This window comes from Streptomyces sp. NBC_01750, from assembly GCF_035918095.1.
GTDB lineage: Bacteria > Actinomycetota > Actinomycetes > Streptomycetales > Streptomycetaceae > Streptomyces.
In genome coordinates, this window is sequence record NZ_CP109137.1 from 8,011,302 (window position 1) to 8,026,820 (window position 15,519).

General features: G+C 69.2%; 10 protein-coding genes and 1 pseudogene. 2 read left to right on the plus strand and 9 right to left on the minus strand.

The window, feature by feature from the left end:
* Positions 1-132: 132 nt before the first annotated feature.
* On the minus strand, positions 133-549 hold the full coding sequence (locus OG966_RS36290) for a universal stress protein (protein WP_326655513.1): 417 nt from the start codon (positions 547-549) through the stop codon (positions 133-135).
* 87 nt (positions 550-636) lie between these two features.
* Positions 637-1,032: pseudogene (locus OG966_RS36295) on the minus strand (universal stress protein); the annotation flags it as partial.
* A gap of 1,179 nt (positions 1,033-2,211) precedes the next feature.
* Here OG966_RS36295 and OG966_RS36300 point away from each other — a divergent pair.
* The gene (locus OG966_RS36300; protein WP_326654319.1) at positions 2,212-3,081 is read left to right on the plus strand and encodes a universal stress protein; all 870 of its coding nucleotides are present in this window, start codon (positions 2,212-2,214) and stop codon (positions 3,079-3,081) included.
* Between the two features lie 758 nt (positions 3,082-3,839).
* Positions 3,840-4,718, plus strand: a complete 879-nt coding sequence (locus OG966_RS36305; RefSeq protein WP_326654320.1) for a universal stress protein — start codon at positions 3,840-3,842, stop codon at positions 4,716-4,718.
* Positions 4,719-5,238: 520 nt separating this feature from the next.
* On the opposite strand, the gene exaC is transcribed toward OG966_RS36305, so the two are convergent.
* The 7 genes from exaC to OG966_RS36345 form a co-directional block, all read right to left on the minus strand.
* On the minus strand, positions 5,239-6,762 hold the full coding sequence (gene exaC, locus OG966_RS36315; protein ID WP_326654321.1) for an acetaldehyde dehydrogenase ExaC: 1,524 nt from the start codon (positions 6,760-6,762) through the stop codon (positions 5,239-5,241).
* A gap of 186 nt (positions 6,763-6,948) precedes the next feature.
* A complete protein-coding gene (locus tag OG966_RS36320) occupies positions 6,949-8,511 on the minus strand; it encodes a GMC family oxidoreductase (protein WP_326654322.1) in 1,563 nt (520 codons plus the stop codon).
* 90 nt (positions 8,512-8,601) lie between these two features.
* Complete coding sequence (locus OG966_RS36325; RefSeq protein ID WP_326654323.1) at positions 8,602-10,182, minus strand: APC family permease; 1,581 nt, start codon at positions 10,180-10,182, stop codon at positions 8,602-8,604.
* Positions 10,179-11,648: an aldehyde dehydrogenase family protein gene (locus tag OG966_RS36330; protein WP_326654324.1), complete on the minus strand. Its 1,470-nt coding sequence runs from the start codon at positions 11,646-11,648 to the stop codon at positions 10,179-10,181. Before OG966_RS36330 ends, OG966_RS36325 begins: the two co-directional genes overlap by 4 nt.
* Before the next feature lie 200 nt (positions 11,649-11,848).
* A complete protein-coding gene (locus tag OG966_RS36335) occupies positions 11,849-13,102 on the minus strand; it encodes a GAF domain-containing protein (protein ID WP_326654325.1) in 1,254 nt (417 codons plus the stop codon).
* A 57-nt stretch (positions 13,103-13,159) separates the two neighbouring features.
* Positions 13,160-13,741 (minus strand): N-acetylmuramoyl-L-alanine amidase, encoded by a 582-nt coding sequence (locus tag OG966_RS36340; RefSeq protein WP_326654326.1) that lies wholly within the window; start codon positions 13,739-13,741, stop codon positions 13,160-13,162.
* Positions 13,742-14,142: 401 nt separating this feature from the next.
* Complete coding sequence (locus OG966_RS36345; RefSeq protein WP_326654327.1) at positions 14,143-15,507, minus strand: esterase-like activity of phytase family protein; 1,365 nt, start codon at positions 15,505-15,507, stop codon at positions 14,143-14,145.
* Between the last annotated feature and the right edge of the window lie 12 nt (positions 15,508-15,519).

A 15,519-nucleotide genomic window follows, 5' to 3' on the forward strand; every position in this document is an offset into this window, starting at 1 on the left:
TCACGAGCACCTTGCCTTGTGGTTCCATCCTTAGTCCGTCGCCATGGGGCCGCGCCAGGACCGGATGGGCCCCCGCGTATCTCGCCACGGGAGCCCCACCCGACGGGCGGTCACCTGGACCGGGGCTTGGTCTCAGGCGTGGGGCACGACGGCCACCGGGCAGGCTGCGTGATGAATCACGCCGTGAGCCACAGACCCCAGATGCATTCCGAGGGGGGATGTTCGCTCGCGTCGGCCGATGACCAGCATCGGCGCATCGGCAGCCGCTTCGACCAGGTGGGCGACGGCCTGCCCCGAAACGCTGCTGGCACGGACGGCAACGTCAGGGCTCTTTTCGCGCCACGGCTCCAGGACCGTGTTCAGCGCGTACTCACGTTCCCTGACCAGCCCGGAATCGTCGATGAGCGTGCCCCCACCGGCGGCGATCGCGTACGACGACGGCAAGGTGTAGCCGTGTACGACGTGCAGGCCCACGCCGCGTACGAGGGCCGCTTCGAAGGCGAATTCGATCACCTCGTCGCAGGAATGGGTGAGGTCGATGCCGGCCACAACGTCGGAGCTGTGGGGAGCGCCGGTTGGCCGGAGTACGTCGGGAGATGAGTGTGCCCCGGTATGCCTCTCGGATCGTACGAGTACGACCGGCCGCGGAGCATGGGCGACCACTCTGAGTGCTACGGAGCCGGTCACGAATCCGGCCACTCCGCTCAGGCCGCGGGAGCCGAGGACGAGTACCTCGGCGTTCTCGGCCGCTGCCAGGAGCGCGGCGACGGGCGAGTCCGATATCTGCTCGTGGGTCGGCCGAAGCCCAGGGTGGCTGCTGCGGAGCTGTTCCACGGCCGTACGCAGGATGCGACCGGCCCAATGACGCTGAGTCTCACTGGTCGGGACGGAAACCGAGGGGGCGGGAGACCATTCCCAGGCGTGCACGAGATGGAGCGGAACGCTGCGGAGCACGGACTCTGTGGCTGCCCAGCGCGCGGCAGCCAGGCTCTCGGGAGAGCCGTCGATCCCGACAAGCACGGCACGAGTCATGAGTAGTACCTCCTGCTTGGTCTGTTGTGTTCCTGGCAGCAGCTTCACCCGCGCTGAGTTGGGGCAGGGCCGCCAGGCCCCCTCTGCGGTGCGAAAGGCCCCTTCCGAGGGGCACGCTCGCCACCGAAGGTGGAATCGGGTGGAGACCCTGCTCTCCGGTCTACGGAAGGCGGACCGTCATGGCGCGCAGTGTGGTTGTTGGAGTTGACGGATCGTCATGCAGTGCTGGCGCCGCACCAGGCCTGCCACAGGGCGCGCGAGCCCTCAAACCGGGAAACCCACATCAAGGTCCGCGGTGTGCGGCGAGAGCGTCTGCAGCACGTGGAAGAGATGGAGCCGCAGAATGCGCCCATCTGAAGGCCTTGTCGAAGAACGCCCAGAGGAAGAGGAAACCGATCAGAACGCGGGCGGCGGCGGCAGCGCGGGCAAGGGCGCCGCTCACGGACCGGGCTGCGGGCCGTCGCCGGTTCGGGTCGTCCCGGCTCGATGCCACGACGGAATACGGATACCGGTGTGCCGACGCGGAGGGAGGTGAACGACCATGCCTGTCAGTACCTTTCACGAGTGAGCGCGATGAGCGGTGTGCGTGCTCAATCTCTCGCTGGGGCCGATGAGTACGCTGCGGCCGAACGGCCCTGCCGCACGGCCGAACGGCACTGTGGCGGCAGACCTGTTGGGGTGATCCGGCTCGGCCGTTGCGGTCCCGGCTGTCAGTTCCGGGCAGGACGCCTGAGACGCGTCACGAAATCTGTATGGGGCGGCGCGGCGCGGGGGCCAGTCACGGCCGGTTTGGGCGGACTTGCGCGATCACTTGCATGCGACCGCGACTCGGGAGAAGCGGCCGACCGGGCGAGGCGGGGTTTTCCGTGACCGTGAGCGGATCCGCTCCTGGGCGCAGGCCATCGCCCGCGAGCTGGTGGCGCTCCCCCCGACGTGCGGCCGACGATCGCCCGACGAGGGGAGACGCCGGTCGTAGCCCCGACTGCGTAGGGGCCCGAGCGGTGCAGGGATCGTTCCCGGCTCGGCGGTGGTCGGCACAGCGTGGAACAGGGCCGAGAGGACCCGGGCCAGGGACGATCGGCCCAGGCACCGCCGGTCCCTTCTCTGTAATCGTCTACCTCACGAAGTCAGCAAGTCCGTTGCGAATACTGACCGCGGCGGCACCACCGGGAGGCGACCATGCCTGGCACCATCACTGTTGGACTGGACGGAACAGACCACGCCCTCGCCGCCGCGGACTGGGCGGCGCACGAGGCGGCGCGCCGGGGGATGGACCTGCGCCTCGTGCACGCCTGGGTGTGGCGCGGCACCGACACGGTGTACATCGGGGACCGTGCTATGGAGGAGCGGTGGGTGCGCAACGTGCTGAACGAGGCGGAAGCCCGCGTGGCCAAGGTGTACCCGGACCTGAACGTCACTACCGAGCTGCTGGTCGATGACCCCGTACCGACGCTCGTCGCCGAAGCCGCGCGGGCCGAGATGCTGGTGCTGGGCTCTCGCGGCTACGGCACGCTGACCGGCTATCTGGTCGGTTCTGTGTCTCTGCAGGTGCTGCGCCAGGCGACCGGGCCGATCGTCATGGTGCGCGGGCCGAGACAGACCACAGTGCAACAGCGCTTCGATGAGGTCGTCGTCGGCGTCCAGGAAGCAGAGGAAGCCGGCGGACCAGTCCTCGAGTTCGCCTTCGCGGCCGCCGCCGAACGCGGAGCGACGCTTCGAGCTGTACGCGCCTGGAGCATCCCGTCGGTCCTGTCCTGGAGTCCGGGATCGATGTGGCTGGCCGACCAGGCGGGTGGCTTGGAGCCGCTGCACAAGGAGATCCTGGCCGACGCCCTGGGGCCCTGGCGCCAGAAGTACCCCGATGTGGATGTCATCGAGCATGTCGAGATCGGCGCAGCCGCGGAGGTTCTGCTGTCTAACAGCAGCCGCGCGAGCCTCGTGGTCGTCGGACGCCGCACCCACGACACGGGCCTGCGCCGTCTTGGCTCAGTTACCCATGCTGTTCTCCACCACGCGCCCGGTGCGGTCGCGGTCGTACCGCACCCCTGACACTGCGCGCATGGGACCACGCGCCCTGCTACACCGAGGGCGCCGATCTGGTGGTGGTCGGCCGGTTGCATCCGGCGCGGTCCGCTGGGGCCCGCACATCGGCCATGTCGCCATCGAACACGCCGCGTCGCCCGTCGCCGTGGTGGCCCACGACTGGCCGGCCGCGGCCCAAAACCGAACCGTCCTGGACGGACCCGTCCAGGACGGTTGCGGCGGCCGCGTAGCAGCACCCGGGACCGGCTTCTCGACCACGTTCACCGTGTGGAACTTCTGCCGCCACGGCAGCAGCATGTCGCCCTGCGCCTGAGCCACCTGGGCACTGATGTCGTCCTGCAGTCCGGCTTCGAACACGGGCAGGTAGATGAAGGCCGAGGCGGAGATGCGTCACGAGCGACACGTGAACTCTTCCTCCGACACGTCCGCATGCTCACCTTTGGCTCGCTTATGCCGGGGAAAGACCCGACGATATGGCGGCCCGTCGGTTCGCCGGGCCCGCTCCCGGGGTGTCCGGCTGTCGTTCGATCTGTCGGCTGGTGGGGGAATAGCGGTCCCACCAAGTCACGTCCGGGGGGCTGGGCACGGCCGCGACATCTGGGGTGCGCCTCAAGCCGGGACCAGTGGTCCCCCGGCGGGCACCTGATGGCCCTCGCGTGTGGCGGGCGGTGCGGCGAGGCTGATGGGGCCGGTATGCCGGTGCTGTCACAGTGAAGGAGAGAGCCAAGATGCCTAGGGCCCCCGCCCCCCATGTCCACGGGCGTATGCCCGTAGTCGCCGGAGTCAGCCAATCCGACGCAAGCAGAACCGGCCTTGCCTGGGCCTCGGACGAAGCCGTGCTGCGGCAACTGCCGCTGCGGCTGGTACACGCGCTGGAATGGCCGCCGGGAGCAGACCCCGCCCCCCACGTCCCCCACCCGGAGCGCACCTGGAGCGCCCATTTCCGGTCCGGCGGAGAGGCGGTGCTGCGTGAGGCTGTGGAGTTCGTCCACGCACGCCATCCGGGCTTGGAGGTCGAGGCGCGTTCCGCTGACGGTCCGCGAGCCCGGGTGCTGGTGGAACAGGGTGCGGATGCCGCTCTGTTGGTGGTGGGTGCGAAGCGGCTGAACGTGGCGGAGCAGCTGTTCACCGTCTCCCCCCTTGGGGTCACCCTCACCGCCCATGCCGGGTGCCCGGTAGTGGTGGCCCGCGAACCCGAGCACGCCGTCGGCGAGCCGCCCGTGGTCGTCGTGGGGGTCGATGGGTCCGCCAATTCCCGCGATGCCATGGAGTTCGCCTTCGAAGAGGCCGCGGTGTCCGGGGCTCGATTGCGCGCGGTCATGGTGCGCTACGTGCATCGCGAGCGCGCGGTAGGCGGCGAGCGGGCCGATGTCGAGAATCGCTCCAGGACCGAGCTGTCGGAAGCGACAGCGGGCTGGCGGGAGAAGTACCCGGAGGTTGAGGTTGACTATCGGGTGAGGTATGGCCACCCGGCGCGGGCCTTGGCCCACACGGCCGCAAATGCGCGGTGCCTGGTGGTCGGGTCCCGCGGGCTCGGCGGCTTTCGCGGCATGCTGCTCGGCTCGGTGAGCCACGTGCTCCTCCATCAGGCGACCTGCCCTCTGATCGTGGTACCGCCGCGGGAAGGCATAGCCGCATACTGAACGTCCTGCAGCGACTGGGGGCACCTCCCGGAGACCGGGTGAGGCATGCTCAACCTGACGGGGAAGGGTCGTAACCTCCGGCAAGGAGTGGACCGACGACGGCGAGGTCTATGAAGTGCACTCCCCAAAACGACGCGCTGCCAAGGCCACGCGGCCCGTGCCGATCCCGCCCTCCTTCGTGAGCACGCTGAGATCACAGATCGACCGGTTCGGCGTGGCGCCGAACGGCCGGCTGCCACGAGGCCTTACGACCTTCGGCACGCCGGGATCTCCGTCTGGCTGCACTCTGACGTGGACCCGGTCGAATGCGCGCGCCGAGCCGGGCAGAGCGTTGAAGTTCTCTTCCGGCACTACGCCAAGTTCCCCAGGGCTGTCGGATCTGGTCCGCAACTGCTGGTCAGGAGTGGGAGACCGGTGGGAGGAGTTCGGATAGTCGACGCAATCCGGGCTGCTTTGTAATCGGATGGCGCAGAGGGCGCCTGACGGGCAGCAGCCCAGTTCAGGCGCCCTCTTCTTGGCCCTAGAAGAAGCCGAGCTTCTTCGGTGAATAGCTCACCAGGAGATTCTTCGTCTGCTGGTAGTGGTCCAGCATCATCCTGTGGTTCTCGCGGCCGATGCCCGACTGCTTGTAGCCGCCGAACGCCGCGTGCGCCGGGTAGGCGTGGTAGCAGTTGGTCCAGACCCGTCCCGCCTGGATGGCGCGCCCAGCCCGGTAGGCGGTGTTGATGTCCCGGGTCCACACGCCCGCGCCGAGCCCGTACAGCGTGTCGTTCGCCGTCTTGATCGCGTCGTCGAAGTCCGAGAAGGACGTGACGGCGACGACCGGGCCGAAGATCTCCTCCTGGAAGACCCGCATGCGGTTGTCGCCCTCGAAGATCGTCGGCTGGACGTAGTAACCGCCCGCCAACTCGCCCTCGTATTCGATGCGCTGACCGCCCGTCAGGATCTTCGCACCCTCCTGCTGACCGATGTCCAGATACGAAAGGATCTTCTGGAGCTGGTCGTTGGAGGCCTGCGCGCCGATCATCGTGTCGGTGTCCAGCGGGTGGCCCGACACGATCTTCTCGGTGCGGGCGATGCCCGCTTCCAGGAATTCGCTGTAGTGCCCGCGCTGGATCAGCGCACGCGACGGACATGTGCAGACCTCGCCCTGGTTGAGGGCGAACATGGTGAAGCCCTCGAGCGCCTTGTCGCGGAAGTCGTCGTCGGCCGCCCATACGTCGTCGAAGAAGATGTTCGGCGACTTGCCGCCGAGTTCCAGCGTGACCGGTTTGATGTTCTCGGAGGCGTACTGCATGATCAGCCGCCCCGTCGTGGTCTCGCCGGTGAACGCGATCTTCGCGACGCGCGGGCTGGAGGCGAGCGGCTTGCCGGCCTCCACGCCGAAGCCGTTGACGATATTGACGACGCCGGGCGGCAGCAGATCGGCCACCAGGCTCATCCAGAAGTGGATGGACGCCGGAGTCTGCTCGGCCGGCTTCAGTACCACCGCGTTGCCCGCGGCCAGCGCGGGCGCCAGCTTCCAGGTCGCCATCAGGATCGGGAAGTTCCACGGAATGATCTGGCCCACGACGCCGAGCGGCTCATGGAAGTGGTACGCGATGGTGTCGTCGTCGACCTCGCTCAGCGAGCCCTCCTGGGCGCGCAGAACCCCGGCGAAGTAGCGGAAGTGGTCGATGGCGAGCGGGATGTCCGCGGCCAGGGTCTCCCGTACCGGCTTGCCGTTCTCCCAGCTCTCGGCGACCGCGAGTTGCTCGAGGTTCGCCTCCATCCGGTCGGCGATCTTGTTGAGGATCCCCGCGCGTGCCTCGGCGGAGGTGCGGCCCCAGCCGGGTGCGGCGGCGTGCGCCGCGTCCAGGGCGCGTTCGACGTCCTCGGCGGTGCCGCGGGCGATCTCGGTGAAGGGACGGCCGTTGACCGGGCTCGGGTTCTCGAAGTACTGGCCACCGGCCGGCGGGACGTACTCGCCGCCGATCCAGTGGTCGTAGCGGGACTGGTACGAGACGATCGCGCCGTCGCTGCCCGGCGCTGCGTATCGGGTCATCTCCAAGGCCTCCCGGTGAGGGTGCCGTCCGCCTTTGGACGGCGCTCGCCGTGAGGCTAGGAGCCCGTACGTTGCAAGCAGGTTGCGGATCAGCCCGGGGGTCAGCCCGAGGGATCCGGCCGGGGGCAGGCCGGGGGGCAGGCCGGGGGATCCGGCCGAGGGCCGGACCAAGGGATCGGACCGGCGTCAGGTCGCCTTGATCATGTCGGAGCACTTCTCGCCGATCATCATCGTGGTGATGCACGGATTGGTCGTCGGCAGGAACGGCATCACGGACGCGTCGGCCACCCGCAGCCCGCTGACGCCCTTGACCCGCAGCTGCGGATCGAGCGGCGAATCGGCGTCGTCCGCCGCGCCCATCCGCACCGTGCCCGCCGGATGGTAGACGGTGTTGTGCGTTTCGCGGATATAGCTGAACAGCTCCTCGTCGGACTGCAGCGCCGGGCCCGGAGCGAGCTCCGGGCCTGCCCACTCCGCCATCGGCGCCCTCGAGGCGATCTGACGGGCGAGCCGCAGACCGTACGTCATCACCCGGATGTCGTGCTCGTGCGTGAAGTACCGCGGGTCGACCTTCGGCTTGTCACGGAAGTCGCGGGAGCGGAGCCGCACCGTGCCCATGGACCGGGCCCGGGTGACGTTCGGGGTGAGACAGAAGGCGTTGTCGGACGTCGGGTATCCGCGCCGGTAGGTGTTCATGTCGAACGGCACCTGGCCGTAGTGGAACATCAGGTCCGGCCGGTCGAGGCCCGGTTCGGTGTCCGCGAAGATGCCGATCTCCCACCACTGCGTGGAGGAGGTGACCATGGGCTGCTTCGCCTCCCACATGATCACGCCCTCCGGATGGTCCTGCAGATGCGAGCCGACGCCGGGGGAGTCCACCCGCACGTCCACTCCGCAGTCCCGCAGATGGTCCGCCGGCCCGATGCCCGAGAGCATCAGCAGCTTCGGCGAGTCGATGGCCCCGCAGCAGACGATGACTTCGCGACGCGCCGTGACCGCGGCGCTGTGAATGGTGTCCGGCTCCAGGTACTCCACACCGGTGCAGCGCCGGTCCCCGTCGAACACCAGCCGCTTGGCCTGAAGATCGGTACGTACCTCCAGGTTCGGCCGCTTGCCGAGGATCGGGTGCAGATACGACACCGACGCGGACGAACGGATGCCATCCGGACGGCAGTTGATCTGGAACCAGTGGGCGCCGCGCACCACCGTGACGCCGGTGTTGAACGGCGTCGTGGGGATGTTCGCAGTCGCGCATGCGGCCAGCAGCGCCCTTCCGCACGGGTCGTTCGGCGGGACGGTGCGGATGATGACCGGGCCCGAGCGGCCGTGGTGCTCTCCGGGCGCGTCATTGGTCTCCAGGCGCTGGTAGAGCGGGAAGCAGTCCTCGGCGCTCCAGCCCGTACAGCCCAACGAACCCCACTCGTCGAGGTCCTCCGCCGGCGCCCAGAAGGCGATGCAGGAGTTGTGCGAGGAGCAGCCGCCGAGCACCTTGGCGCGGGCGTGCCGCAGAAAGCTGTTGCCGTTCTCCTGCGGCTCCACCGGGTAGTCCCAGTCGTAACAGGACTCCAGCAGAGCCATCCACCGGTCGAGCCGGAGGATGCTTTCGTTGCTCACGTCCGACGGACCGGCCTCCAGCACACAGACGCTGACGTCCGGGTCCTCGGTCAGTCGCGCGGCGATGACGGCGCCGGCCGTGCCGCCGCCGACCACCACATAGTCGAACTCGTGGACGGGGCTTTCTGCAGGCATCGCATCTCCAAGGTCGGTGGGACAGGAGGACCGAGGCAATCTCCAGGATCGCTGGGAGAGGAGCGAGGGGATCTCAGGATCGGGGAAGTGTCAGGAGGCGGCAGCAGTCGGCGGTTCGTCCGCGAGCACGGCGCGGTGCTCGGCGAGGACGCCCGTACGGTGCCGCTGGACGAACCAGTAGTAGGCGAAGCCGCCGAGGGCGACCACGCCGATGAAGAGGAACGCGCCCCAGCGCAGATACCAGTGCTGCGGTCCGGTGGCGTTGTAGACCTCGGCACGCGGCCAGGCGAGGTTGATCGACATGGCCGCGCCCCACAGCACCGCGAGGATGTTGACGGGCAGCCCGAACTTGCCGAGTGAGAACTTGCCTTCGGCGGGCTGCCACTTGCCGCGCAGGCGCTGGACCAGCATCGGGGCGGTGACCAGCAGATAGGCCAGGTAGATCATGATGATGGCGATGCTGGTGATCACCGAGAAGATCTGCGGCTGGTTGATGTTGATGACCAGGATGAAGACGCCCACCAAACCGATCACCACGGCGGGCACCACCGGTGTCTTGAAGCGCGGGCTGACCCGCGCGAGTCGCGAACCCGCCGGCAGGTTGTTGTCCCGGGCCATCGCGAACATCAGCCGGATGCCCGCGGCGTGCACGGCCAGTGTGCAGACCGTGATCGCGATGACCACGCACCACAGTACGATCTCGCCGATCGTGGAGCCGAGCGTCACCAGCACGACGTACTGCAGACCTTCTGTGGAGAGCTGCTTCGCGAACAGGTTCGGCACGGCCATCAGGGCGAAGAGCAGGATCAGCCCGCCGATGACGAAGGACGCGATGAGAGCCCGCAGGATGGCGCGGGGCGCGTTGCGGCTCGGATCGTGCGACTCCTCGCCGAGCGACGACGCCGTGTCGAAGCCGTACATCACATACGCGGAGGCCAGCGAGGCGGTCAGGAACGCGCCCAAGTAGCCGAGAGGCTCGCCCTTGCCGAGTCCGTAGGTCTGGGTCAGGACGGCACTGGGGCTACGGGTGATGTGTACCGCGAGAAGGATGACCAGGGCGACGGCGGCGATCAGCTCGATGAACACGCCGCCGGAGTTGATGGTCGCCATGAGTTTGACGCCGAAGGCGTTCACCAGGGTGGAGAAGAGGATGAGCACCGAGCCGAGGAGAACGGCGTTGGCGGCCGCGTCCGTCTTGCCACTGCCGTCACCCACGAACTGGAACCAGTCGTTGATCCGCGGCAGCGTGATCTGGTAGGCGAGGACCACCGCGGAGAGCGTCACCATGGTGGCCGTCATCATCATCCAGCCGCCGAGCCAGCCGATGTGCGGACCGCCCATGCTCTTGCCCCAGTTGTAGACGGACCCGGCCACCGGGTAGCGGGCGGCGAGCTCGCAGAAGCACAGCGCCACCATCAACTGGCCGAGGAAGACCATCGGCCAGGACCACCAGTACGCGGGGCCGCCGAAGGCGACACCGAAGTAGAAGAGCTGGAAAGTGCCGGTCAGGATGGAGATGTAGCTGACCCCGGCGGCGAAGGTGTGGAAGTTGCCGAGGGTACGCTTCAGTTCCGGTTTGTAGCCGAATGCGCCGAGCGCGTCGTCGTCGTGCTGGCCCTGCGTCCTGGCAGTGCCGGCCGGGTCCGGGCCGCCGCCGGTATTCGTACTCATTCGAACCACCTCTGCGGGCGCGGCGCGAGATTGCGCCAGACGTGCTTCGCTTCCTGGTACTCGGCCAGCCCGGCCGGACCCAGTTCACGGCCGAAACCTGACTGCTTCATGCCGCCCCACTCCGCCTGGGGCACGTACGGATGGAAGTCGTTGATCCATACGGTACCGGCGCGCATACGGGAGGCCACCCGGTGTGACCGGCCGACGTCCTGCGACCAGACTGCTCCGGCCAGCCCGTATTCCGTGTCGTTGGCGAGCGAGACCGCCTCCTCCTCGTCGCGGAACCGCTCCACGGTGAGCACCGGGCCGAACGACTCCTCGCGCACCACGGACATGCCCGGCGCGCACTCGTCCAGCACGGTCGGCAGGTAGTAGAAGCCGTCCCGCAGCGCGGGATCCTTGGGCCGCGCGCCGCCGCAGCGCAGCACCGCGCCCTCGGCCAGCCCTGCCGCGACATACGCCTCGACCTTGTTGCGGTGCGCGGCGGAGATCAGCGGCCCGGTCCGGGCGTTCTTGTCGAACGGGCCGCCGAGCCTGATCTCGTGAGCCTTGGCCACCACCGTGTCGACGAACCTGTCGTGCAGCTCGTCCTGGACCAGCAGTCGCGCCCCGGCCGAGCAGACCTGGCCGGAGTGCAGGAACACCGCCATCAGTGCGTAGTCGACCGCCGTGTCGAAGTCCGCGTCGGCGAAGACGATGTTCGGGTTCTTGCCGCCCAGTTCCAGCGCGATCTTCTTCACGGTGGGTGCGGCGGCCGCCATGATGCGGCGCCCGGTGGCAAGACCGCCGGTGAAGGACACCATGTCGACCCGCGGATCCTCGGTCAGCGGCGCGCCCACGCTGGGCCCCGCGCCCAGCACCAGGTTGGCGACCCCGTCCGGCAGCCCGGCCTCGGCCAGCAACCGCATCAGGATGATGGCGGTGTGCGGGGTCAGTTCGCTGGGCTTGAGTACGAAGGTGTTTCCCGCGCCGAGTGCCGGGGCGACCTTCCAGGAGGTCTGGAGCAGCGGGTAGTTCCACGGAGTGATCAGTGAGCACACGCCGACCGGCTCGTGCACCACTCTGCTGTCCGCTTCGGGACTGCCGGTGTCGACAACCCGGTCCGTGCCGCCCGCGGCCGTCAGATTGCCGAAGTAGCGGAAGCAGTTCGCGATGTCGTCCATGTCGTACTCGCTCTCCACGAGCCGCTTCCCGGTGTCCAGGGATTCGGCGCGGGCGAGTGCGTCCTTGTCGCGTTGCAGGAGGTCGGCGACGCGCAGCAGCAGCCGGCCGCGCTCCGCGGCCGGAGTGCCGGGCCACGGTCCGCGGTCGAAGGCGTCACGGGCCGCGGCGATCGCCGCCGCGGCGTCTTTCGGCCCCCCCTCGTCGACGGTCGCGACGAGGGTGCCGTCCGCGGGGCAGCGGATGTCACGAACCTGTCCGTCGACCGCGGCGGTCCACCGACCGCCGATGAACAGCTCCGGCATGGGGGGCTCCCTCCGGTTCGGATGGGGAGCGCCTGACAGGGGCCCGGCCGGGCGTGCCTGTGGTGCTCCATCACACGACACTATGGAGATTGGCCCGTGATCGCAGTGTGGGAGCCGTCATCCGGTGGGGAAAGGGGTGGGACTCTATGACCATTGTCCGTGTGTTCGAATATAGGCCGGGTTGTGCCGTACGGCAGCTGTCACGAGCCCTGCCAGTCGTCGAGCTCGTGTACGCGCGCGAGCGCTGACGGACGCTGCTGTACGGGCAGTACGGCGGCGAGCGCCTGCCACACCGCGAGGTCGTCCTCGCCCCACGGGCTGTACGCCCAGTCCGCCAGCAGTCCCGGATCGCCGCGCGCGATCAGTGCCGCCCGCAGCTCGTCCTCCAGACGGCGCCGCAGCCGTGCCACCGCGGGTGCCTGCGACGCCGGCAGCAGCGGACCCGCGTACGCGCTCAGCGCCCCGGTCACCGCCCCCGAGGCCAGCCGGCGCGCCACCGCGGCGAAGTCCGCGTCGACCGGCGCGGCCAGCCGGTACGGACGGGAGCGCAGCAGTTCAGGACCGAGCAGGCCGCGCAGCCGGGAGAGCTCGGCCCGCAGCGTGACCGGGGTGACCGACTCGTCCTCGTACAGCTCAACCAGCAGCTCGTCGCCGCCGATACCTTCCGGGTGCCGGGCCAGCACCACCAGGATCTCGCTGTGCCGGCGGCTCAGCCGCACCTTGCGCCCGCCCGCCACCAGCAGTGCCTCGTCCCGTCCCAGCGCCGAAAGGCGCACACGGTCGGCCGCGGGCGGCGGGGCCAGCAGCGCGAGCTGCGACTCGGCGGCCCGTGCCACGGCCGCGACGAACGCCAGGCTGTGCGGATGCGCCAGCCGGTCGCCGCCGGTGATGTCCACCGCGCCCAGCACCCGCCCGGTGGCCGGGTCGTGGATCGGGGCCGCGGCGCAGGTCCAGGCCTGCACCGGCCGCCGGAAGTGCTCGGCGGCGAACACCTGGACGGGCCGGTCCACCGTGATCGCCGTGCCCGGGGCGTTCGTCCCGGCGACCGCCTCGGCCCAGCGGGCGCCCGGAACGAAGTTCATCCGGCCCGCATTCCGGCGGGTGGCCGAAGGTCCTTCGACCCACAGCAGCCGGCCATGCGCGTCGCAGACCGCGACCAGATGCTCCCCATCCATCGCGTACGCGCCCATCAGCTCCCGGACCAGCGGCATTACCGCCGCCAGCGGATGACTCTCGCGGTATGCCCCCAGATCGTCGGCGTCCAGCTCGACTCCGGCCGTACCCTCCGGGCTGACATGCGCGCCGGCCGAACGCCGCCAGGACTCCGCCACCACGGAACGCACCGGCCGCTCGACCCGGCCCGCCGTCAGATACGCGTCGTACGCCCGGCTGAGCGCGGCGAGCCGCTCCGCCGGATCCGCGCCGGATTCCAGGGCCACCCATGCGTCGCTCAACTCGGCCTCCCGCGCCCATCGTGGCGCCATCCGTGAGGACCGACAAGCGTCCCGGCATCAGACGTAGTTGATCAGCCGGATGTAGTACTCCCAGTCCCACAGCGGACCGGGGTCGGTGTGCGTGGCGCCCGGCACCTCGCTGTGGCCGATGATGTGCGCCCGGTCCTTGGGGATGGCGTAGCGATCGCAGACCCAGGCGGTGAGCGCCGCCGACTGCTCGTACAGGGCTTGTGTGAAGTACGCCGGCTGGTCCACCCAGCCCTCGTGCTCGATGCCGACGCTGCGGGTGTTGTAGTCCCAGTTGCCGGCGTGCCAGGCGACGTCACACTCCCGCACACACTGCGCGACAGAGCCGTCCGCGGAGCGGACCACATAGTGCGCGGAGACCTGCTTCGCCGGGTTCTGGAAGATTCCGATGGTGTCGTTGAAACTCTCCTGGGTCACATGGATGACCACATACTCGACGGGATATTCCGAAGGGCGGTCGGACGCCGTGCAGTTGGCGGTCGAGGCCGGCGTCCAGTAGGCGGCCGGATAGTCGGTGTCGTCCCCGGCGGCGGCATGTGCGCGGGCGGCGGGCAGCAGTACACCGGTGGCGGCCGCGGCGGCGGCGCCCCGGAGCAGTCCTCTACGGTTCACGGGACTCTCCTGGTGGGGGTGTCAGGGGCGGGACGGTACGGCGCGGCCTCCCGCGAATGACGGTGGAGGCCGCAATGAGGATCTCCCGCCGACAGCCACTCTTTGCGGAACTTGGCGACACGGACGCAGTTGGTGTCGCGGACACCGGCGCGCGGAGACTCGCCCGCGCGAGTGTCCGGCCGGTACGTGTGTCGAGCCGGGACACCCCGTACTCGCGGGCCGGCCACTGCACCAGATCCAACTGGGAAATGCGGAAGGCGTCTTCGCGCGCACGGGCCGAACCGGTCGACAAGATGTGTGTATCGGACTCGCTACGCGGCCGTGGCGCGAGTGACGGAAGACGACCGCGTCAACTGCCGCTGTGAGGAACTCAGTTGGTGACCGGCGTCAACCCCCGGTGGTCAGCCGCGCAGTGACCGCGGCAGTCGGACGTACGTCACCGTCGTCTCGATGCCACTGTCCACCAGGCGCCCCTGCGCGTCGAAGGCCTCGGGCCCATCACTCATGCCGAAGTCGTTGTCGTTGATGAGCGCGAGCGTGTCGCATCCCGCCAGCGCGACCCCCTCGACCTTGCCGGGCACACCCGCGACCTTGCCGAAATCGACGACCAGGCTCTTGCGGAGCACGGGCACGCCCGCCGCCGAGGGGTCCTCGATCTGCTCGTACGACGGGGAGGTCGCCGGGTCGTCCCAGGCACTGTCCAGGATGCCGCCGCCGCGTGGCAGCGTGACCCGGTGCAGTCGGGACGTCTTGTCGGTTCGCTCCTGGACAAGGAGGCTGTTACGGCCGACGGCCACCACCGAGGAGATCTTGAGCTCCGAGGTGTCGTTCTCGCTCGGGTCGACCACGTCCACCGCGTCGAAGCGGTAGGCGTACTCCGCCGTCACGGCGCGCTTCTTCGGCGAGAAACGCAGCAGCCGCGCGTTGCGTGATGCCTCGCCCGCGGCCGCGTCCGGCACGGACAGCGGGCTCTGCACCGCCAGCACCAGGTCGCCGCCCGGGAGTTGGGCCAGACCCTCGAAGCCGCGGTTGGTCTTGCGCTGGAGCAGAATGCCGGGCAGAGCCTCCACGACCGGATAGCCGGCGCCCTTCAGCTTGAGTCCCTTGGGCACGTAACGCGCCAGAACGCTGCCGCGGGCGGAGACATGCACGAGGGACGGGCCGTACTCGTCGGCGAGCCAGAAGCTGCCGTCAGCGGCACGGACAATACCCTCGGTGTCGAGGCCATTGGGGTCGTACGACAGCGGGGTCCTCGCGTCGTACGTGTACGGGGCCTCGTCGCGCGAAGCCTGGTTCGGCAGACCGGTGACCGGCTTGCCGGACGGCGTGGTGACCGGGATCGCCGTGATCACCTTCACCTCGTCCCCGGACACCCGCACCTTCACGATCGCCGGATCGAACCCGGGGACGGGGAAGGTACGGCGCTTCTTGCCGTCCACCTTGATCTGGCCGTTGGGCCCGCGGTCGGTCACCGTCCAGAACTCGCCCTTCCGGCCGGCCGGCCAGAGGTCGCTGCCGATCCCGCCGAGGTCGACGCCGCGGTCGTCGGCGACCGTGCCGGGCAGCAGCGCGTTACTGAACCGCCCCAGCGGAATGTCGCCGAGAGCCGCTGTCCCCACCACGCGCGGAGCCCGTTCCCGGCCGTCGTCGTGACCCGGCACGCCCGTGGCGGTGCCCGCCACGGTGATCGCCGCGAGCAAGGCGACCGGCAGCCCCACGGCGAAGGAGCGGCGTACGGTGCGCTGCTTGTGCGCGTGCGGGGACATCGGGCCTCCTGG